Raw genomic sequence first — 20,269 nt, 5'->3', positions numbered from 1 at the left:
ATTTGATCCTTTAGGCCGCGTTCACCCGCCCGCGAAGGAGGGCTCGGTCGGTTCCACCACCTCGAGGTCGCGGATCCAGCCCTCGTTTTCCAGCTTGATCGTCTGGATCGCCACCGCGTTGGCGTTGGCGTCCAGCTCGGGCATGGCCTGAAATTCCGAAACCCAGCACCGGAACACCTTGTAGGCGATCGCCAGTTGGCCAGCCTCGTTGTACATCTCGATGATGATGTCCTTGCGGAAATCCTTGAGCGATACCTCGGCGCCAAGACCCGCCTCGACGTTCCAGACCAGGTTGGCCCAGGCCTCGAAATCGGTGTCATGCGTGACCCCGCGCTCCAGCGTGATCGCCTCGAACTTGGAGCGTCCGGGCGATTTTCGGCTGGTGGAGCTATCGCCACCGACCCTGTGTTCGACCACTTCGGTGGAACGTTTCAACGCGCCGACCTTGCTGACCCCCGCGACATAGCGACCGTCCCATTTCACCCGGAACTTGAAGTTCTTGTACGGGTCAAAGCGCTGCGGATTGACACTGAATTCTACCATTTATCGGCCTCCCTTGGCTCAGCTCTGGCTCTGCCCGGCGAGCTGCTGGATCTGAATGACGACGAATTCGGCCGGTTTCAGCGGCGCGAAGCCCACGACGATATTGACGATCCCGAGGTCGATATCGGCCTGGGTCGTGGTCGAGCTGTCGCAGCGGACCAAATACGCCTCCTGCGGGGTTGCCCCCTGAAAGGCGCCCTGCCGGAACAGGTTGTTCATGAAGGTTCCGACCGACAGCCTGATCTGAGCCCAGAGCGGCTCGTCATTGGGTTCGAACACGACGAACTGGGTGCCGCGATAAAGGCTTTCCTCGATGAACAGCGCCAGCCGTCGCACGGGAACATATTTCCATTCGCTGGCCAGCGCATCGGCGCCCACCATCGTGCGTGCCCCCCAGCTGACCGATCCAAAGACCGGGAAGGTGCGCAGACAGTTGAGCCCGAGCGGGTTCAGCACGCCATTCTCCTGATCCGACAGCACATAATCGAGCGAGGTGACCCCGCGCAGCCGTGCTTCGATCCCGGCGGGGGCCTTCCAGACCCCGCGCGAGGCATCGGTGCGCGCGTAAAGCCCGGCCATCAGCCCGGAATTGGCAAAGGACCGCGGGCGGTTTCCCTGCAGCGGATCGGGCATCGAAACGCGCGGGAAATAGACCACGGCGTTCTTGTGGCGCAGACCCGCATTGGCCGGATCGTTTATCCACGCCCGGGCCTTTTCGAAATTATTGTCCGAGTCGTCGATGTCGATCAGGATCATCGCGCGGCGGTCTTCGGCATAGGTGATCGCATTGGCGAGAACCCCCGCGTCATTAACCTCGGGCAGGTTAATGATGTTGAGGTCGCGCACATCCTCAAGCGCATAAAGCCCGCTCTTTTGCGCGAGCGATCCCTGGATCTCGGTGTCCGAGGGCACGCTGCCATCGTCGCCGCCGACCGCGCCTTGCTGGAATGCCACGGTCGGGCCGATGCCCATTTGATACCCCGCGACGTTCTCGGCCGCGCCCGATCCCGCATCCAGCAAAAGGCTTGTGGCCCCGGCGCCCGACAGTTGCAGCCGCAGCGACGCGTCAGGCCCGCCCGCCCGCACCACCAGCGCGCCGTCCACCGTGCCGACCGAGGCGGATGAAATCGCCTCGTGGCTGGCCCCGCGCAATGCCGTTTCAATCAGGCTGCGCGCCTCGGCAAGGCTGGTGGGGGCGTCGACCACGGGCGCGGCCGTGCGGTTGAGGGTGACGGTTTCGGTATCCACCGTGGTTCCTGCCGAATCCAACAGCGTGACGGTCATCTGTTCGGGGTCCGCGAAGGTCACCGCCGAAAAATCGTCGATCCGCTCACCCAGTGTTCCGCTTGCGGCGGGCCGGGTCGGGGACGAGCCGTGAATCTCGCGCCCGCCAAAGGCCAGGCCCAATTTGAGCAGGGCGGTGGCGCTGCGCATCGATGCCCGGCGGAAGCGGACCGAACTGTCGCGTGAGGTCGACCCCGACGTCGCCACCAGTGACCCGCTGTCGATGGTACAGGCAAAGCCCGAAAACCCAATGTTCGCAGGCTCCAGCGTCGGCACGATCGTGTCGATCGCGTTCCTGATCGCGTCCAGATCGGCAAGGCTGCCGCCAGCGGCGAAAAGGTCGAATTCATAAAACGGCCCGCCGTCAATTGATATCGCAAGGCGGCGCGCATCGTCGTCGAGATCACTCGCAACCGCGTCGGTCAGTGGACCGGATCGGGATTCACCCTGGATCGCGCCTCCGGCGTTTTCATCGCGCACCGTGATCAGATTTGAATCCGCCTCAATGACCGTGGGGGCATAGGTGGCAGCAGTGGTGGACATCGACAGGTTCCGGTGCGCTTCGGTCCGGGCGGGGACCATCCGGCCGCCACGCTCGACAAATTCGGTCACGGTGAGGTTGAAACTTTCGTTGGGGTTTGCGGTGTCGTAATCCACGGTCAGGACCAGCGCGTTGGCCCAGGTCCCCTCGCTCGCGGCGATGGCCGTCAGGGTCAGTGTGCCACCTGCCGTCTGCATTGCGATTTCGGTGGGCACCGCCCCTGATGCGACCCGCACGACCCAGGTCGTTGCGCCGCCATTCAGAAAGAAATGGTTGACCGCATAGCTGAGCGGGCTGTCCAGATGAAGACCGCCGAACTTGCGCTCGAAATCGGCGTAACTGAACAGCTGTACCGGATCGTTGACCGGTCCGCGGGCGGTATAGCCCACGAAGGCCGCGATGGATGTGGGAACGCCCGCGATCGCGCGCGAGCCGGAGGGGACTTCCTGAATATAGACGCCGGGATAGGACACTGCGACAGCCATTGGATGCTCCTTGCATCAAGGACGCGCAGAAAGTCCGAAATCCTGAATTCTGGTCGCGAACGGCAAAGGCGCCCGCACGGGTCCATCGCAAAACAAAACTTGCTACAACAACGTTGACCCGTCTTTACCAAAGACATCGGGGCAGGGCCGAAACACACGCAAAAGTATTCCCGCGTGTGCCAGTGGCATCGCCAGCACAATTTCTAAACACGTCTCGATTTATATCTAATACCAAGACGTTCCGCCAAACCCGGATTCGAGTCAAGGGGGCCACAAGTCGCGTCCGGCACAACCATTGCGAGATAAGCAAATAAGGGCCGGAGGGGTGGCAGACGGCGGTTTCCTGGCGCGCTGGCTGGCAATTATCCGCCGATTGAGAGGGTGGATCAGGTCAATGGGCCGTGCCGGGGCGTTTCAACGTCAGCGCCGCGGCGCCCGTCCGGTGAAAGGGAAGGCACGGGCGTTAGCGGATTTCTCTGACAGAGCCCCCAGTGACCTGAACGCGGCCTTCGCGGATCAGGCATACGGACGGAAAGCGGGTGGGCCGGGCCACTGACCGGTTCGTTCAGAAACGTCGTATCTGTGGCGGCCCGTGCGCAAGCGATCAGCGGTTGTTTGCCTTGCGCCATTTGGCGAAGCGTTCAAGGTTCTCTTCCTTGGTCGCGGGGTAGAGGCCGATGATGGTCTCGCCGTTTTTCACCTGTTCGAGCGCGAAATCCTCGTAGGCTGTCATCTCGATGGCTTCATCGGCGACTTCGTCAGCCAGATGGGCGGGGATGATGATGACGCTGTCGTCGTCGCCCACCACGATATCGCCGGGGAAAACAGGCGCGTCGCCGCATCCGATGGGCTCGTTGATGGCAATCGCCTCGTTCGTCGTCAGGTTCGTCGGGCTGGACGGGCGGTTGTGATAGGCAGGCATGTCCAGATCGCCAATGTTCATCGCATCCCTGAACCCCCCATCCGTCACCACACCCGCGCCGCCGCGCATCATGAGGCGCGTGATCAGGATATCGCCCGCGCTGGCCGCAGTGGCTGATTTGCGGCTGTCCATGACCATGACGTGACCCGGCGGGCAGGTTTCAATCGCGTGGCGCTGCGGGTGTTTGGGGTTGCGGAACTCGACCAGCTGGTTGCGGTCCTCCCGCGCGGGCATATAGCGCAGGGTAAAGGCCGGGCCGACCATGTTGCGCCCCTTGGGTTTGACCGGACGTACGTCCTGGATCACCTGGTGCCGCAACCCGCGCTTGAACAGGGCCGTGGCCAGCGTGGCGACCGAGACCTGTTCAAGTTTTTCCTTGGTTGCGGGTTTCAATGGATAGTTTGTCATGGCGAAGTTGTCCTTGAAGTGTTGAGGCTGCGACGCTCACTCTACGGGATGAGGTCGTTGTTACGCATGAAGTCTGACAGGCGCCGGGTCTGCGCATCGGTCAGCGGCCAGGCCCCCGGCGGACGCACGGCCCCGCAATCAATACCCTGAAGAGCCAGCGCGGCTTTGACACCTGTCACATTGGTCCCACCCATTTCTTCGGCGCGGATATCCTCGAAAACGCGCATGTCCGATATGAGCGCATTGGCCCGGGGATAGTCTCCGGCTACCAATGCATCGCGGATCGCAACCGCGCGTTCCGGCCAGACATTGATCAGCCCGCTGGTGAACCCACGTGCGCCCACGGCGCAAAAGGAAGGGGCCCAGACTTCGGCCAGACCGCCGACCCAGATGACTGCGGGATCAGTTGCAGCGATCGCGCGCGCCAGGTTCATCGGGTTGGGCGTGGCCCACTTGACACCGGCCACTCCGTCGATCGCGGTCAGGCGCGCGATGGCGTCGGTCCCGATGGCGTCGTTGCGCAGGTACAGCATGGCAGGCAGGCCGTCACCGGCCTCGACCACGCGCTTGACGTACTCCTCATAGCCTCGGGGGCTGACGAAAGGATCAGGCGTCTGGTGGATCATCAACGCATCAGCCCCGGCATTGCGCGCCTGCTTTGCAGCGCGCGTCGCCTCCACGATACCCCTTCCAATCCCGGCAAAAAGCGGCACGCGCCCCGCAACCTGTTCGACCGCGCTGGTGCAGAACCGCTGCGCCTCTGTTTCGTCCAGCGCGTAAAACTCTCCGGTATTTCCATTGGCAACAAGGATATCGACACCCGCAGCGATGGCGCGGTCAATGATTGGCGACAGGCGGGAAGGGGAGAGCGCGCCGTTCTTGTCGTATGGCGCCACGAGGATGCCCGAGATCCCTGTCAGTGCGTTGCGAATGTCCTGCATCAGTTGATCTCGGGCTCCGGAACCGGTGCCCCATAATCGGTACGCAGGAAATCGAAATCACATCCCTTGTCGGCTTGCTCGACATGTTGGCTGAACATCTTGCCATATCCACGCTCAAACCGAGGAGCGGGGGGCGTCCAGGCGGCGCGGCGGGTGGCAAGTTCTTCGTCCGGGACTGCCACGTTCAACGTGCGGGCAGGGATATCGACATCGATGATGTCGCCGGTCTTGATCAGGGCGAGCGGACCGCCGATGAATGCCTCGGGCGCCACATGCAGGATGCAAGCCCCGTAAGAGGTGCCGGACATGCGGGCATCCGACAGCCGAACCATGTCGCGGTGGCCCTGTTTCAAAAGCGCCTTGGGCATTGGGATCATGCCCCATTCGGGCATGCCCGGGCCGCCCTGCGGGCCCGCATTCCGCAGCACCAGCACGTGGTCGGGCGTCATCGGGTAATCTTCGTCGTTGATGATCTCTTTCAGCTCGGCATAGCTGTCGGCGACAATGGCGGGGCCACGGTGTTTCTGGAATTTCGGATCCATTGCGGCGGGTTTGATCACCGCGCCGTCCGGCGCGAGGTTTCCGCGCAGCACTGCCAATGACCCTTCGTGATAGACCGGATTGGACAGCGGGCGGATCACGTCGTCATTATAGTTGACCGCGTCGGCGATGTTGTCACCCATCGTCTGCCCGTTCACTGTCATTACCGACAGGTCCAGCTTGTCGCCCAGTTCCTTCATCAGGGCGGGCAGGCCGCCGGCATAGAAGAAATCTTCCATCAGGTACTCTTGCCCGGACGGTCGGATGTTGGCGAGCACCGGCGTGGTATGGCCGATCTCGTCAAGATGGTCGAGCGTCAGGTCAATCCCGGCCCGGCGCGCCATCGCGATCAGGTGTATGATCGCATTGGTCGAACAGCCGGTGGCCATGGCGACCGTGACCGCGTTGCGTGTGCTTTCCCAGGTCATGATCTTGTCAGGCGTGAGGTCGTCCCAGACCATTTCAACCGCGCGGCGGCCACAGGCGGCGGCCATGCGCTTGTGCCCCGCATCCGGGGCAGGGATCGACGAGGCACCGGGCAGGGTGAGGCCCCAGCCATCGGCAATGCTCATCATGGTGCTGGCCGTACCCATTGTCATGCAGGTGCCATAACTGCGCGCGATGCCACCCTGAACGCCGTCCCATTGTTCCTTGGTGATGGTGCCGGCGCGGCGTTCGTCCCAATACTTCCAGACGTCCGTGCCCGAGCCCAGTTTTTGTCCTGCGTAATTGCCCCGCAGCATCGCGCCCGCCGGCATGAAGATGAACGGCAGGTCCATGGAGACCGCGCCCATGACCAGCGCCGGCGTGGACTTGTCGCAGCCGCCCATCAGCACGGCCCCGTCGATCGGATGAGACCGCAGCGTCTCTTCCACCTCCAGCGCGCCCATGTTGCGGTAGAGCATCGAGGTAGGTTTGAGGAACTGCTCGGAAAAGGAATGCACCGGCATCTCGACCGGCATGCCTCCGGCCTGATAGACGCCTTTCTTCACAAATTCCGCGCGGTCGCGCAGGTGATGATGGCAGGGCGACAGATCCGACCAGGTGTTGATGATCGCGATAACCGGTTTGCCTTCCCAGTCCGCGCCATCCAACCCCATTTGCATCGCGCGGGACCGATGGCCCATCGAGCGCAGGTCATCAGGTGCGAACCAGCGGGCAGAGCGCAGGTCTTCGGGTTTCTTCGGCATGGTTTGCTCCTCAGGAAATCGGTTGGGCGTAGGCAAACATCAGATAAATGATCACCCCCGCCAGGACGAGGCCCAATACCCAAGGCCAAATTCCGTAACCATTGATGTCGTCGTGACTGTCGCGTCCGATCATTGTGTCAGTCTCCTCAGTTCAGAAGTTCAGGCAGGAAAAGGGCGATCTGCGGGAAGTACATCACCAGCATTAGCCCGACGATTTGCAACCCGATGAAAGGCAGAACAGCGATGAAGATTTCCTGCAGGGTCACATCCTTCGGCGCCACGGATTTCAACCAGAAACAGGCCGGGCCAAAGGGCGGCGACAGAAAGTAGATCTGGATGTTCATCACGAACAGGATGCCGAACCAGATCTTGGCCTGGTCTTCGGTCAGGCCCAGTTCGGGGGCAAGGGTCATGATTACCGGCGCAAAGACCGGCACGGTGATCAGAACGATGGCGATCCATTCCATGAACGTGCCCAGCACCATCAGGATCAGCATCATGACAAGAACGGTTCCCATCGCGCTCAACCCGAGATCCAGGAACAGGGACCGCATGAAGTCGCCACCGCCAACGAGGTTGAAGATGCCCACGAAGCTCACCGCGCCCAGAACCAGCCAGATGATCGTGCCAACTGTGGTCATGGTGCCCAGCATGGCGGCGGACAAAACCTCCCATTTGAACTTGTTGCGCACGGCGGCAATGAAAAGCGCCCCGACACATCCCACGGCCGCTGCTTCGGTGACCGAGGCGACCCCGCCGTAGATCGAGCCCATGACGGCGCCAATGAGAAGGATGCAAAGCAGCACGGCTGTCATCCGTTCACGCGACAGCTTGCGGTTTTCGCCGGTCAACGCGGCCACTTCGGTAGCCGTGGGGGCCAGCGAATGGTTCAGGTTCACCCGGATCAGCACATAACCCGCGTAAAAAACCGCCAGCATGATGCCCGGAATGGCCCCAGCCATGAACAGATCGCCAATGCCGACTTCGGCCGCGAGGCCGTAAACGATCATGATGATGGACGGGGGGATCAGCGTCGCCAGCGCGCCGGAGGCACAGATCAGCCCGATGGACAGTTTGCGATCATAGCCCAGCCGGAACATTTGAGGCAGCGCCACCAGGCCCAGCATGACAATCTCGCCGCCCATCACGCCGGACATGGCCGCAAGGATCACCGCAACCACGGTGGTCTGCACCGCAACGCCGCCCCGCAGGTTGCCGGCAAAGATGCTCATCGCGTCAAACAGGTCTTCGGCGATTCCGGCGCGTTCCAGGATCGAGGCCATCAGGACAAAGAACGGCACCGCGACAAGGCTGTAATGCTCCAGCAGGCCGACCGCGTTGGACGACACCAGAAACAGCCCGCGCGGTCCGAAGAAGCCAACCGCCATGATGACCGAGACAAACAGCGTCACAATCCCCAGCGGCATGCCCGTCATCATAAGGGCGACAAGCAGAAGCACCATGATGAGCGAGATCGTACCCAGATCCATGCCGCGCAGGTTCAGCGCCTTGGACGGATCCATCGATTTGCCGATCCCGGAAACGAAATCCGAAAAAACCGAGGCTACCTGCACATCCATCACATGGGAGAGGAACGCCGCGATGAAATAGATGACGAAATAGGCGCCGACGATCTTGACCGCCAGACGGGCCGCGCGGCTTGTCAAATGCCGATGCAGGTTCATCATCAACTGCGCCAGGTACATGAAGGCGCCGGTGACCATCAGCCCCTTCATCATCATCGGCAGCGGTGAGTTGAAGGCCGAACCGGATTTTTCAACCCTCAGGACGCTGTCATAGGCGCGGATCGAGGCGTCTGTCAAAAGCATGTAGAGCGCCACGACCCCGACACACATCGCGAACAGTTCAAGCCACCAACGTTGTGTCGGGCTGGCAAGGTTGTGGATCACGGTAATGGCGATATGGCGCTTTTTCATCGTCACATAGCCCGCCGACAGCATCCAGGCGGCGGCAACCGTGACCATGACAGTCTCGAACGCCCAATAGGTGGGCTGGTTCAGGACATAGCGGGAAAAGACCTCCCAGAGGGTGGCAAGGGCCGCGACCAGATAAAAGGTCGATATGGCGATACCGGTGATGTGGCTGACATGTTCGACCGGAGTATACTGGTCCCAGGGCAGGTCGCTTTCTTCCTGAAGGGGGTCCTGCGCGCCGATCTCGATCTCGGTGTGCTCCAGCGCGTCATCCAGATTGCGCGTCATCTCAGGTGTTCCTCTCCCGGCCGCGGCCCTGTTCGGGGCGGTCTAGATTATGGTGTTTGGCGGTCTGGGTGGGCGTGTCCGCGATTGATCCGGACACGCCCCTGTCGATGAAAGCGGCCAAGCGTTACAGCAGACCTGCTTCCTTCATGAAGGCGACATGCGCGTCGAACACTTCTTTCGCGAGGTCAGAGCCAGCCGCGAAATCGGCCCAGGCTTCCTGAGCAATCACACGCATTTTATCACGCTCTTCCTGCGGCCAGTCGATGACCTCGATTTCACCGGCGGCCTTGTCACGTGCCACCAATTGCCGGTCGAGGCGTTCAAAGTGCTGGCGCAGGCCGTTGTAAGCAGCAAGGTACCAGGTTTCCAACGCCACCATCTGCGCTTCGGTCAGCTCATCGGCAACGGCCTCGGAGACGGTGAATTGCAGGATTGGGGTGGAATGGATGCCGGGAAAGATCGGATACTTGGCGATCTTGTGCATGCCGTTCGCATCATTGTTGGCATAGGCTGAATTGTCGGCCGCGTCGATCACGCCCTTTTCCAGTGCGCCATAGGTTTCAGACCCGGACATCGACACAGGTGCCGCTCCGGCGCGCTTGAACACATCGGCGGCCAGCCCTTCGGGCGATCGAACCTTGACGCCCTTGAAATCCGCGACGCCACGGATCGGCACCTTGGACACAAACGCCTCGCGCGCATATGCGCCACACCCAATCACATGGACGCCCGGGAAATGGGTGTCATACAGTTTTTGCAGCATTTCCTTGCCGCCGCCCTGCGCGCAGAAGGCCTGAATTTGGTCGGCGCTGTCATAACCGGCGATGAGGTCGCCCATCAGGGCAAACGCAGGATCGATGCCTGCGAAATAGTTGATCGATGTCAGGTCACCATCCAGGATGCCCACCGCAATCGCCTCGGCGGTTTCGCGGCGCGGCACCACTGCATCGACGGGCAGCAGTTCCACAGTCAACGCGCCGCCGGTCATGGCTTCGAGCTTGGGAACCCACTCTTTGTTCAGATAAGCCAGCGACGCGTGGCTGGCATTCGACGAGGTCTGGATTTTCAGAACGCGATCCGCCGCAAAAGCTGCAGTCGCACCGATTCCCAGTGTGGCAACAGCAAGAGCCACGCCCAGTGTCTTGATTTTCATAAGATTTCCTCCCGTAGGTTCAGCTTTGCCTGTGTCCTCCCGACCGCAAGGCTAAAACACTAATATATTAGTTGACTAATTGTCGCAATTTCTTAAATTTTATGGCATCGGTGCAGAGCCGGAAAATTGCCAAAGGAAAAGAAGAGCGCATGATCGCAGCTTCGCTGAAAAAAGAGTCCGCCAGACCGGTGCAGGGCGGTCCCGCGACAGGCGCGCCAGATCGCGTCTATACCGCATTGCGCGAACGCATCCTGAGTTTTGACCTGCCGCCCGGTGCCGTGCTGAGCCGCAACGACATTGCCCGCGAATACGGCGTAAGCCAGACGCCGGTTCGCGATGCCTTGCAGCGGCTGGGGCAGGACGGTCTGGTGCGCATCTACCCGCAATCCAAGACCATCGTCGCACCGATTGACTCGCGGCAATTGTCCGAAACGCATTTCTTGCGCGTCGCCGTCGAAACCGAAGTGGTCCGCAGGCTTGCCGCCGACACCGATCACACGGCGCTGAAACGATCCAGGGGTATTCTCAAAATGCAACGCGCCCTGATGGAAGCGGGCGATCAGATGGACCTTTTCGCGGATCTCGACCGCGATTTTCACCGCAGCCTGTTCGAGGCTGTCGGCATGGTGTCGCTGCACGAAATGCTGACTGACCGGCTGGGGCATCTGTATCGTTGCCAAAGGCTCGAACTGCCGCGAGAGGGCAAGGCCCGGGACATCGTCGAGGCCCACGAGGCCATTCTGAACGGCATCGAATCCGGCGATCCAGAAAAGGCCGCAAGCGCCGTGCGCGCGCATTTGTCGGGCACGATCAGCCGCGTGGAATCCATCCGTGCCGAGTATCCGGATTATTTCTCGGACGGTGCTCTGGGCTGAACCGGGCCGGATGGCCGGGTGTTGGCGGCATTTGAACAGGTGCAAGCACATGATGTCAGGTGCGGGCACGGTCCAGCCGGTCAAACGTCAAACGCGGATGGTGAACCCCCGCGAGATGTGATTGCGCACAAACCAGATCATGGCCAGCCCCGGGACAAGGGACAGCATCGTCATCGCCATGACCAGCCCGATATCCGTGCGGAAGCCGAACAGGCTGGTGATCGCCGTGGTGATCGGTTTGCCATCGGTGATGGTCAGCGTGCGGGCAAAAACCACTTCGACCCATGAAAAAGTGAAGCAAAAGAACGCCGCTGCTCCGATCCCGGGGGCGATCACCGGAACCAGGCGGCGCAGGATGAAGCCACCGGTCGAGTGGCCGTCCAGAAAGGCGGCCTCGTCGAATTCGCGCGGCACGGCGGATATGAAGCTTTCGAGGATCCAGATCGCGATGGGTATGTTGAAGACGCAATGGGCCAGCGCCACGCCGATCGGGGTGTTCAGGAGGTTCACCTTGGAAAAGACCAGAAAGACCGGCAGCGAGAGCACGACAGGCGGCGTGACCCGGAACGCGAGCAGGGCAAAGAAAGCAGCTCTTGCGCCAGTAAAACGAAACCGCGAGAACGCATAGGCGGCGGGCAGGGCGACCGTGATGCACAATGCCACGTTTAGCGTGACATAGACTGTGGAATTGACCAGCGAGGCAGCCAGCCTTTCTGTTCTGAAAACATTTAAATAGTTCAGCAGGGTCAGGCTGCCCTTGGTAATGTCGTCGCGCGGCAGGGTCGAGACAAAGCTGAGCAGGACCACCTGTGCCAGGGGCAGGAGGATGAACCCGGCCAGCGCCAGAAAACCCAAGGTTTGCAGGACACGGATCAGGGCGCCTCCTCCACGATGGCGCGTTCCGCGGCCATCACGCGCCAGAAGGCGAATGCGATCATGAGTGTGACCGCGAAGTACATCACCGAGCGCGCTGCCGCCGGGCCATAGTTGAAGGCCTTTATCTCTTCGCCAAGATCCAGCGAAAGAAACGCGGTCGCTGTGCCGGGGCCGCCCGCGTTGATGCCAAAGGCCTCAGTGTAGATCATGAAACTGTCCATGAAGCGTAACATCAAGGCCATGAGAAGCACGCCCTTGAGTTTCGGCATTTCGATGTGGCGGAATACCTGCAGACGTGTGGCCTGATCAATGGCCGCGGCCCGATAGTAGGCTTGCGGTATGCCGGCAAGCCCGGAACAGGCAAGGATTGCGACCAGCCCGACCCAGTGCCATGTGTCCATGACAACCATCAAGATCCATGTGTGCAGCGCGTTGAACTTGTAGTCGAAGGCGATTCCGGCCCAGGCCATCACGCGCCCCACATAGCCCGTTTCGGTGTTGATCAGGCTGAGCCAGATCGACGGGATCATATTCCACGGCACCACCAATGGCACCGCCAGCAAGACCAGGCCCAGGGACCGCATCCAACCTGATCTGGGCAGGTTCAACGCGATGAACACGCCGAGGGGGAATTGTACCGCGAGGATCACGGCCGAAAACGCGAGGCTGCGTCCAAAGCTTTCGTAAAACCGCTTCGAGCCGAGGAGCTCTTTATACCATTCAAGGCCGACCCAATATTTGTCGTCCAGCGTGAAGATATCGAACAAGGAATGCCAGGCGTTGATCGCAACCGGGATTGCGCCGACCAGGGCCAGCACCGCGAAGGCCGGCAAAAGAAACAGCCATGCACGGGTCCCGTCTGTCACGATCTCGGCCTGTGACAGAAAATGCGCTCTTGCCGAACAGTCAAGTGGACCGGCTTTCCAGCCAGGTCGCCACCTTGGCCCTTTCGTCGTCACTCAAGAAGACCCCGTGCTTCGTGCGGCGGAAAAGCAGGTCTTCAGCGTTGACGGCCCATTCCTGCGTGCAGAGCCATTCCGCCTCGCGGGCATAGAAATTGCAGCCTAAATGCTGGCCCATATCGCTCAGTTTGCCAGCCCCTTGCAGCAATTGGTCGGCCTCGGTCCCATAGGCGCGGGCAAGGTGGAGTGCCAGCGGTTCCGGCAACCAGGGCCAGCGGTCGCGGAAGCCGCTGAACCATGCGTTGAAATCCGCACCGGGCATGTCGCCGCCGGGCAAAGGCGCGTTTTCGGTCCACGGCTTGCCCATCTTCGGGAAATGCGGGGCAAGTTGTGCCAGCGCCGCCTCGGACAGTTTGCGATAGGTGGTCAGCTTTCCGCCAAAGGCCGTGAGGATCGGCGCGCGGTCGCCTCCACCGTCCAGTTCGAACGTATAGTCGCGCGTGACCGCCGAGGCCCCCTTGGCCTCGTCATCGTCAAAGAGCGGGCGCACGCCGGAATACGTCCAAAGGATATCATCGGCCTTTGGCGCGTTTTTGAAATAGGTTTCAAGGATGTCCAGCAGGTAGTTAACCTCGTCCTGACCGATCTCGGCAGTCTCGGGCGCGCCGTCAAAGGGGATGTCGGTGGTGCCGAACAGCGCGAGATCGTCCTGGAAGGGGTTCACGAAGATCAACCGCTTGTCAGGGGCTTGCAGGACATAACCGTGGTTACCCTTCCACCAGCGTTTGGTGACGATATGGCTCCCCTTGACCAGTCGGATGTGTTTGGAGGAGTTCACCCCGGCGACATTCCCCAGCACCTGCTCGACCCAGGGGCCGGCGGTGTTGATGATGGCGCGGGCGCGAATGTCCTGCGGCCCGTCCGGCCCCTCGAGCGTCGCGAGCCACTCCGCGCCATCGCGCCGGGCCGAGGCCACACGGGTGCGCGGAAAAACCCGCGCGCCGTGCCGTGCCGCGTCGAGAGCGTTCAGAACCACCAGCCGCGCGTCATCGACCCAAACGTCGTGATAAGCAAAGGCGTGGGTATAAGCGTCGCGCACCACGTCGCCCTCGGGTGCCTGATCAAGCCGCACCGCCTTTGTTCCCGGCACACGTTTGCGCCCGCCGAGATTATCGTAAAGGAACAGTCCCAGCCGGATCAGCCAGCGCGGGCGCTGTGCGGGACTATGCACCAGCACCAGACGCAGGGGCCAGGTGAATTGTGGTGCTGCCTTCAACACCACCTCGCGTTCGATCAGCGCCTCGCGCACCAGCCGGAATTCGTAATACTCAAGATACCGCAGCCCGCCATGGATATACTTGCCCGAACGTGAAGAGGTGCCTTGCCCCAGATCGTCCTTTTCGGCCAGCATCACAGACAGGCCCCGGCCGGCGGCGTCGCGGGCCAGTCCTGCGCCGTTGATGCCGCCCCCGATCACCAGCAGATCGACCGTGTCCATGGATCAGGCCTTTCCTTCCAGCGGGGTGCCTGCGGCGATATCCTTGTAGTCGTCCTGCACGCCGTAACTGCTGAAGCCTTTCATCGTCTCCTCGATCTGGGCGTCGGTCAGGATCACGGGGCCGATGGCCAGTGACAGGTAGTATTGCCGCGCGATCGTCTCCAGTTCGATCGCACGCCACATCGCCTTGTCCAGATCCTCGCCCATCGCGATGGAACCATGATTGGCCAGCAGGCAGGCGGTGCGATCCTCAAGCGCTTCGATGGCCAGCACAGAGAGTTCCGGCGTGCCATACCGGGCAAAGGGCGCGCAACGCACATTGGTGCCGCCAAAGGCCGCGATCATGTAATGCGCCGCCGGAATCTCCTTGTGGGCGATGGCCAGTGCCGTGCAGTAGGTTGGATGCGCGTGTACCACCGCCCCCATATCCGTGCGATTTTTCAGGATGTCGAAGTGAAACCGCCATTCGGTCGAGGGTTTCAGCGGCCCGTCCCAGGTGCCGTATTCCGCGCCAAAGGGCATCGAGGCGATCATATCTGGCGTCAGCTTGTCATAGGGCGTGGCAGAGGGGGTGATCAGCATCCGGTCACCGTATCTGGCCGAGATATTGCCGGACGTGCCCTGATTTAGGCCGCTGGAATTCATGAAAAGGCATTGGTCGATGAGGGCCTGACGCAGGTCTTTTTCGGCTTGGTCCATTGTGGTCTCCTGTCAGCATGGGTTCAGCGGAGGCTCATTTGCCAGCCACCGTCGGGTTTCTTCGGCGGCCTGAGCCGCGGCGATCTTGACTGTCTTGAGGGACGCCCCGGCGATATGCGGCGTCAGCGTGATCTTGGGGTGGAGGCACAGCGGTGCATCCTGCGGCAGCGGCTCGATCGGGAACGTGTCCAGCATGGCGCCGCGCAGATGGCCGGTGTTCAGGGCATCCAGCAGCGCGTCATAGTCCATGAGAGGCCCGCGGGCCGTGTTGATGAGCACCGCGTCGGGTTTCATCGCGGCGAGCACTTCTGTGTTGATCATGTTGCGGGTCTCGTCGGTGACGCGCGGATGCAGGGTGACCACATCAGCCTCCGCCAAGAGTTGGGGCAGGGCGCAATGGATCACGCCATCAGCTGCATCCACGGGGTCAAGCCGCACATAAGGGTCAGTTACGAGCACCCGCGTGCCGAAAGCGCGAAGCAGGCGCACCACCCGACGGCCGACATGGCCATATCCGATCACACCCACGGTCATGTCGGAAAGCTCATTGCCCGCCATATCGGAGCGGTAGAGATCGTCACGCCAGATGCCCTGCCTGAGGGCGTCATGGCCCGTGGTGATGTTGCGCGTCTGGTCGATGATCGCGCCAATGGTGAACTCGGCCACGGCCGAGGCATTGCGCCCGGGTGCGTTGACCACCCGCACGCCGTGATCTGCCGCCGCCGCCATGTCGATATTGACCGGCCCACCGCGCGCCACGGCCACCAGCCGAAGACCGGGCAGGGCGGCAAACATCGCCCGCGACATCGGTGCCAGGTGCGTGACCAGCACCGGGGCGGCGCCGATGTGAGTCAGCACCGTATCAGGGTCCCCCATATATTCCTTGAGTCCCTCCATCCCGGGGATGGCATAGCCGTGCTCCATCGGTTCATCCGGCCACGGCAAATCGAGCCCCTGGCACATGACTGACGTGCCACAGGCAGCGATCAGCGCCTCTGCAAAGACCTCGGAGCGCATGAAGCGGTCGCCGATAATCGCCACCTCGGTCGTCATTTGAGCCGCTCCTGCATCCTGGCCTGCGCGGCCCAGACCGGGGGCAGGGCGGACCTTGTGGAAAGATAGGCGTCATACAGCGCATCGAAGGTGGCGGTGAGGTCGGGTTCTGGTTCTGCCGGCAGCTCAAGCAGCGGATGGACCCATTCGCGCGTCGCGCTTTCGGCGTCGGGGAAGATGCCAAGTGCCAGCCCGGCGATCATGACGGCACCTGCGGCGCCTGCCTCGGGCTGGGCCACGGTGCGAACAGGGACACCCAGCGCCGACGCCAACAAGCGCCGCAGGGCAGCGGAGCGCGCCGCGCCTCCGCTCAGACGGATTTCGCGCGGCATCGGCCCCATGGCGCTGTAACAATCCCGCGCGGCCAAGACGAGACCGTCACACACGCTACGCAGAATGTCATCCCAGCCTGTGCGCAGGTCCAGCCCGGTCAGGCTCGCGCGGGCACTGGCATTGGTGAAGGGGCCGCGCTCGCCGGCGGCAGAGATATAGGGATGAAAGAGCGCGGCACCCGGTCGCGCGCCCATCACCTGTGCGTCGAGGTCTTGCAGCAGATCGTCGGGGGAGCGATCCACGCCGGCCCGTGTCAGAATCTGAGCCGCCAGCCCGAGAATCCAGTCGAGGTTCAGCGTTGCCGCCATGTTGGTCTGCAACTGCGCATAGGCCTGCCCGGGCAATGCCAGCGTGTAGCCTGAACGGTCCTTGTTCAGCGTGACTCTGTGTGCATCGGGCACATAGCGCATATGCGCACCGGTCGAGCCGAGTATTGAAACCCCGGCCTCTGCCCGAGGGTCCACCAGCCCACCCCCAAGGGCCGTGCATGCGATATCGAGATAGCCCAATGATACAGGCAGACCGGCCGGCAGACCGGTCAACTTGGCCGCCTCGGATGTCAGGGGGTGCGTATCGCGGGATCCGTCGAGGATCGGCGGGAGCAGTCGGCGCAAACCAGTCTGCCCGAGCGCGTCCAGAACGGCATCGGAGTAATCCCGCGTGCGGTAATCGCCGAAGGTAAAGACGCCCTCGGTCGGGTCGGTGGCGCGGACGCCGGTGAGTTTGAAATACAGCCAGTCCTTGCAGTGAAAAGCGGTTTCGGCACACTCCAGCAAGTAAGGCGCTTCGCGCATCATCCAGGCCAACTGGCTGCGCATCTGGCATGTGTTCACCCCGGTGCCGGTCCGTTGATAAATCACGTCGCTCTTTTGCAGCCGTTCTGCATCCCTTGCTGCGCGTGAATCGAGCCAGAGCCACCCGTCATGCACCGGACGTCCGGCACCGTCTATCAGCCAGGTGCCGTCACCTTGCCCGGTGACGCCCAGGCCGATCACCCGGTCGGACAGCCGGTCGATCCGGGTGCCCAGGTCCGCGATGACTGCGGCGGTGTCGCGCCAGGTCCACCCCATGTCCTGTTCCACGCCGCCGTCTGGCAAGGGTATAGAGGTGTTTTTGCAGCTGGCCGTGGCGACTTGACGGCCGGTGAGGTCGAAGGCGACAGCCTTGATGAGAGACGTCCCGGCGTCGATCCCGATCAAAAGCTCTCGACTGCCCATGCCACGCTGTCTCCTATGATGGTCCGTTGACGACCAGACGCAGGCGCGAATGGTCCGTGAGGTACAGAGCGGTGTAATATTCGATGGCTTGCTGGGTGTTGCTTGACCCCACGGATTCAACGCACAAGGCAGCCTTGTCCTTTGGCACCCGCAGGAGGTCGGCATCGGTTCGGGTCAGCGATACCGCTTCGATCCAGCGTTCTGCCCGCACAAGCTTGACCCCGTATTGGCGCGAAATCGTATCGTAAAGTGACACGTTCTGCAGCGGACGTGTTTCCAGGCCTGGCACCACATGCGCCAGCATTGCCCATCGCACGATGGCACGCGGAACGCCCTCGACACTCAGGACCCGGTCGATGACAACCACCGGCTCATCGGCGCCAATCTTGAGGAAACGCTGCATGCGCTCGGAGGGCATGGTCACCTCCTGGCGTAGCACCCGGCGCGTGACCGACAGGCTTTTTTCTTCCAGCTCGCCACTGAACCCGACGGTAGAACTGACGAAACTCTGATCCTGCCGCGGGCCGCGGACAAAGGCACCCTTGCCCTGCAACCGGTAAATCAGGCCCTCGGAAACCATCTGGGCCAGGGCCTCGCGCACCACGGTTCGGGACACCTCGAAATGCTTGCACAGTTCGGATTCCGAGGGCAATCGCGCGTGTTCGCTGAGTTGTTGATCAATGATATGTCTGGACATCGCCTGCTTGACTTGAAGCCAGAGCGGCACAGCCGCAGACCGGTCAGCGGCAGGGTCAATCTGTGCCAGCCTGTCCAATGCGCTGTTTCTGGCGGTCGTTCGGGCGTGCTTGCTCATGCGATGTCTACTCGGTGATTGGCGCGCAAGGCCTTTATGGTGGCCTCGAGTTGCATGCTGCGTTCGGCGGCGTCCCATCCAAGTGCTTGGGCAGCGATGTCTGCCACTTCTTCGAGGGCGGGTAGGGATGTCTGGCCCTCGAAAGCCATCAGGGTTCGGCGCATGACGATATCGTCCAGTCGGTTTACGCGCTCGTGCTGGCAGATCCGTTCGATTTCTGCAAGCGAGTAGCCTTGAACCACACTCAAGGCTCTGTTTTCCCGTCTTTCTTCAAATACAAACGCCTCGGCCGCCACACCGTAGCGCCCCGCCAGAACTGCGCAACGTTCCATGTCCAGCCCGGTACGCGCAGCCAGTTCCCGAAGCCATCTGGCGCGCTCCGTTTCGTCGCAGGGAAACCCCCGCGCGCCGCCAATGGCCAGGGTTCGGGTATCGGTTCGCCTTGCATGGTCCAGCAGGCCAATCGCCAAATCCGTGACCTGCTCCGCAAAGGCGCGATAGGTTGTCCATTTGCCACCGACAAGGGTGAGGGTTTCAAAGGGGCGATCTTCCGCGGGTGCAAACCGCTCGATCCGGTGGTCGCGGCTGATTGCGCCGGTTGCTTTCACCGACCCGTCCTGAAACGGCAGGGGCCGGATACCTGCCATGGTGAAAACGCTGTCTTCGCGCCGCCAGTCCACGCCGGGCAGGACCGGGCGCAGCACGTCAAAGATATAGTCGATTTCTTCTTCGGAAAAATGCCGGTCGTCGGGGTCGTCGACGCGGATATCCGTGGTGCCGACATAAACATGGTCCGCATCCAGCGGCAGGGTAAGGCAGGCCCTAAAATCATGCGTTTCAAAATACAGCATGCGCCCGCCCAGATCCTTTGCGAGGTCGCTGTTTCGCATCACGAGATGCGTCCCGCGCGTGCCGCCCATGAGCCGGCCCGGAATCCCCAGATCGCCCTGTACCCGATCCACCCATGCCCCGGCCGCGTTGATCACAATGCGGGGCGTGACCGAGAAGGTCTCGTTCGACAGTTTATCATGCAAGGTGATGCACCCGGCATTGTTCGCCCCTGCGGCGAGATAGGGGATCGCCATCGCCGCTTCGCAATCAGTTTCGGCATCGGCAACCAGTTCCAGCACAAGCCGTTCGGGGTGGCTGATGCGGGCGTCGTAGAACTCCGCCACCGCTTTGATGTCTCCGGCAAGCGCCGGCATCTCCTGCTTGGCACGGGCCGCGCTTAGTACCCTGTGCGTTGGCATCGTGCGATGGGCCCGGCTGAACAGGTCGTAAACGCTCAGCCCCATCGCCACCGGAACGGCGCCCTTGCGCCCTGGAGTCTTCTTCAGCTTCAGGAACCGCAGAACAGACGACAGTGCCCCGCCGAACCAGCTTCGCAACGGGATCCACACAGGTTGCGGGTGCACGATGTGACAGGCGTTCTTCAACAATAGGTTGCGCTCCAGAAGGGCCTCGCGCACCAGACCGGTCTCTCCGGTTTCAAGGTATCGCAACCCGCCATGGATCAGCCGTGACGGCGCGGCGCTGGTCCCGGAGGAGAAATCGCCGGCATCGACCAGAAGCGCGGGCACGCCCTGCGCTGCGAGGTCGCGAAACACGCCCACGCCATTTATGCCCCCACCGATTATCAGCACCTCGGGGGGCGAGCCGGTCCTGAGCCGGTCCAGTAAATCCGCCCTGCTTCGCATCGCGGGCCCCTCCATCTCGGCCGATTCTCGATACGTGGCCTTTAGAGTGCCCGTGCAAAGTTGTAATTACAAGCAG

General features: G+C 61.9%; 17 protein-coding genes. 1 reads left to right on the top strand and 16 read right to left on the bottom strand.

Annotation, left to right across the window (positions count from 1 at the left end; all coding sequences use genetic code 11):
• Positions 1–21 precede the first annotated feature (21 nt).
• The 8 genes from ACXYMO_RS03850 to dctP form a co-directional block, all read right to left on the bottom strand.
• Entirely contained in the window at positions 22–543 is a 522-nt protein-coding gene (locus ACXYMO_RS03850; RefSeq protein WP_458877332.1) for a phage tail protein, read from the bottom strand.
• Between the two features lie 18 nt (positions 544–561).
• Positions 562–2,853, bottom strand: a complete 2,292-nt coding sequence (locus tag ACXYMO_RS03845; RefSeq protein ID WP_458877331.1) for a phage tail sheath C-terminal domain-containing protein — start codon at positions 2,851–2,853, stop codon at positions 562–564.
• A 604-nt stretch (positions 2,854–3,457) separates the two neighbouring features.
• Entirely contained in the window at positions 3,458–4,183 is a 726-nt protein-coding gene (locus tag ACXYMO_RS03840) for a ribonuclease activity regulator RraA (protein ID WP_458877330.1), read from the bottom strand.
• A 41-nt stretch (positions 4,184–4,224) separates the two neighbouring features.
• Entirely contained in the window at positions 4,225–5,124 is a 900-nt protein-coding gene (locus ACXYMO_RS03835; RefSeq protein WP_458877329.1) for a dihydrodipicolinate synthase family protein, read from the bottom strand.
• On the bottom strand, positions 5,124–6,854 hold the full coding sequence (araD, locus tag ACXYMO_RS03830; RefSeq protein WP_458877328.1) for an L-arabinonate dehydratase: 1,731 nt from the start codon (positions 6,852–6,854) through the stop codon (positions 5,124–5,126). The genes ACXYMO_RS03835 and araD overlap by 1 nt, the downstream gene beginning before the upstream one ends.
• A gap of 10 nt (positions 6,855–6,864) precedes the next feature.
• Positions 6,865–6,987 (bottom strand): dihydroxy-acid dehydratase, encoded by a 123-nt coding sequence (locus tag ACXYMO_RS03825; protein WP_458877327.1) that lies wholly within the window; start codon positions 6,985–6,987, stop codon positions 6,865–6,867.
• Positions 6,988–7,000: 13 nt separating this feature from the next.
• On the bottom strand, positions 7,001–9,076 hold the full coding sequence (locus tag ACXYMO_RS03820) for a TRAP transporter large permease subunit (protein WP_458877326.1): 2,076 nt from the start codon (positions 9,074–9,076) through the stop codon (positions 7,001–7,003).
• Between the two features lie 124 nt (positions 9,077–9,200).
• On the bottom strand, positions 9,201–10,229 hold the full coding sequence (gene dctP / locus ACXYMO_RS03815; protein WP_458877325.1) for a TRAP transporter substrate-binding protein DctP: 1,029 nt from the start codon (positions 10,227–10,229) through the stop codon (positions 9,201–9,203).
• Between the two features lie 149 nt (positions 10,230–10,378).
• Between dctP and ACXYMO_RS03810 the strand changes: the two genes are divergently transcribed.
• Entirely contained in the window at positions 10,379–11,104 is a 726-nt protein-coding gene (locus ACXYMO_RS03810; protein ID WP_458877324.1) for a GntR family transcriptional regulator, read from the top strand.
• Positions 11,105–11,191: 87 nt separating this feature from the next.
• On the opposite strand, the gene ACXYMO_RS03805 is transcribed toward ACXYMO_RS03810, so the two are convergent.
• The 8 genes from ACXYMO_RS03805 to ACXYMO_RS03770 are packed head-to-tail and all read right to left on the bottom strand — an operon-like array spanning position 11,192 to position 20,193.
• Complete coding sequence (locus ACXYMO_RS03805) at positions 11,192–11,959, bottom strand: carbohydrate ABC transporter permease (protein ID WP_458877323.1); 768 nt, start codon at positions 11,957–11,959, stop codon at positions 11,192–11,194.
• Positions 11,960–11,976: 17 nt separating this feature from the next.
• A complete protein-coding gene (locus ACXYMO_RS03800; protein ID WP_458877322.1) occupies positions 11,977–12,846 on the bottom strand; it encodes a carbohydrate ABC transporter permease in 870 nt (289 codons plus the stop codon).
• 40 nt (positions 12,847–12,886) lie between these two features.
• A complete protein-coding gene (locus tag ACXYMO_RS03795; RefSeq protein ID WP_458877321.1) occupies positions 12,887–14,380 on the bottom strand; it encodes a glycerol-3-phosphate dehydrogenase in 1,494 nt (497 codons plus the stop codon).
• A 3-nt stretch (positions 14,381–14,383) separates the two neighbouring features.
• Complete coding sequence (locus ACXYMO_RS03790; protein ID WP_458877319.1) at positions 14,384–15,079, bottom strand: class II aldolase/adducin family protein; 696 nt, start codon at positions 15,077–15,079, stop codon at positions 14,384–14,386.
• A 12-nt stretch (positions 15,080–15,091) separates the two neighbouring features.
• The gene (locus tag ACXYMO_RS03785; RefSeq protein ID WP_458877318.1) at positions 15,092–16,132 is read right to left on the bottom strand and encodes a 2-hydroxyacid dehydrogenase; all 1,041 of its coding nucleotides are present in this window, start codon (positions 16,130–16,132) and stop codon (positions 15,092–15,094) included.
• On the bottom strand, positions 16,129–17,682 hold the full coding sequence (locus tag ACXYMO_RS03780; protein ID WP_458877317.1) for an FGGY family carbohydrate kinase: 1,554 nt from the start codon (positions 17,680–17,682) through the stop codon (positions 16,129–16,131). Before ACXYMO_RS03780 ends, ACXYMO_RS03785 begins: the two co-directional genes overlap by 4 nt.
• A 13-nt stretch (positions 17,683–17,695) precedes the next feature.
• The gene (locus ACXYMO_RS03775; RefSeq protein ID WP_458877316.1) at positions 17,696–18,496 is read right to left on the bottom strand and encodes a GntR family transcriptional regulator; all 801 of its coding nucleotides are present in this window, start codon (positions 18,494–18,496) and stop codon (positions 17,696–17,698) included.
• Positions 18,493–20,193, bottom strand: a complete 1,701-nt coding sequence (locus ACXYMO_RS03770; RefSeq protein ID WP_458877315.1) for a glycerol-3-phosphate dehydrogenase/oxidase — start codon at positions 20,191–20,193, stop codon at positions 18,493–18,495. Before ACXYMO_RS03770 ends, ACXYMO_RS03775 begins: the two co-directional genes overlap by 4 nt.
• Between the last annotated feature and the right edge of the window lie 76 nt (positions 20,194–20,269).

The organism is Arenibacterium sp. CAU 1754, assembly GCF_054482635.1.
This window is presented reverse-complemented; position numbering and strand designations above follow the sequence as displayed.

Bases quoted from the DNA above. Each gene is read 5' to 3' on its own strand.
- ACXYMO_RS03840 (WP_458877330.1), bottom strand. From the start codon at position 4,183: ATGACAAACTATCCATTGAAACCCGCAACCAAGGAAAAACTTGAACAG.
- ACXYMO_RS03835 (WP_458877329.1), bottom strand. From the start codon at position 5,124: ATGCAGGACATTCGCAACGCACTGACAGGGATCTCGGGCATCCTCGTG.
- ACXYMO_RS03845 (WP_458877331.1), bottom strand. From the start codon at position 2,853: ATGGCTGTCGCAGTGTCCTATCCCGGCGTCTATATTCAGGAAGTCCCC.
- ACXYMO_RS03795 (WP_458877321.1), bottom strand. From the start codon at position 14,380: ATGGACACGGTCGATCTGCTGGTGATCGGGGGCGGCATCAACGGCGCA.
- ACXYMO_RS03770 (WP_458877315.1), bottom strand. From the start codon at position 20,193: ATGCGAAGCAGGGCGGATTTACTGGACCGGCTCAGGACCGGCTCGCCC.
- ACXYMO_RS03820 (WP_458877326.1), bottom strand. From the start codon at position 9,076: ATGACGCGCAATCTGGATGACGCGCTGGAGCACACCGAGATCGAGATC.
- ACXYMO_RS03785 (WP_458877318.1), bottom strand. From the start codon at position 16,132: ATGACGACCGAGGTGGCGATTATCGGCGACCGCTTCATGCGCTCCGAG.
- ACXYMO_RS03780 (WP_458877317.1), bottom strand. From the start codon at position 17,682: ATGGGCAGTCGAGAGCTTTTGATCGGGATCGACGCCGGGACGTCTCTC.
- ACXYMO_RS03850 (WP_458877332.1), bottom strand. From the start codon at position 543: ATGGTAGAATTCAGTGTCAATCCGCAGCGCTTTGACCCGTACAAGAAC.
- ACXYMO_RS03825 (WP_458877327.1), bottom strand. From the start codon at position 6,987: ATGATCGGACGCGACAGTCACGACGACATCAATGGTTACGGAATTTGG.
- dctP (WP_458877325.1), bottom strand. From the start codon at position 10,229: ATGAAAATCAAGACACTGGGCGTGGCTCTTGCTGTTGCCACACTGGGA.
- ACXYMO_RS03810 (WP_458877324.1), top strand. From the start codon at position 10,379: ATGATCGCAGCTTCGCTGAAAAAAGAGTCCGCCAGACCGGTGCAGGGC.
- ACXYMO_RS03790 (WP_458877319.1), bottom strand. From the start codon at position 15,079: ATGGACCAAGCCGAAAAAGACCTGCGTCAGGCCCTCATCGACCAATGC.
- araD (WP_458877328.1), bottom strand. From the start codon at position 6,854: ATGCCGAAGAAACCCGAAGACCTGCGCTCTGCCCGCTGGTTCGCACCT.
- ACXYMO_RS03775 (WP_458877316.1), bottom strand. From the start codon at position 18,496: ATGAGCAAGCACGCCCGAACGACCGCCAGAAACAGCGCATTGGACAGG.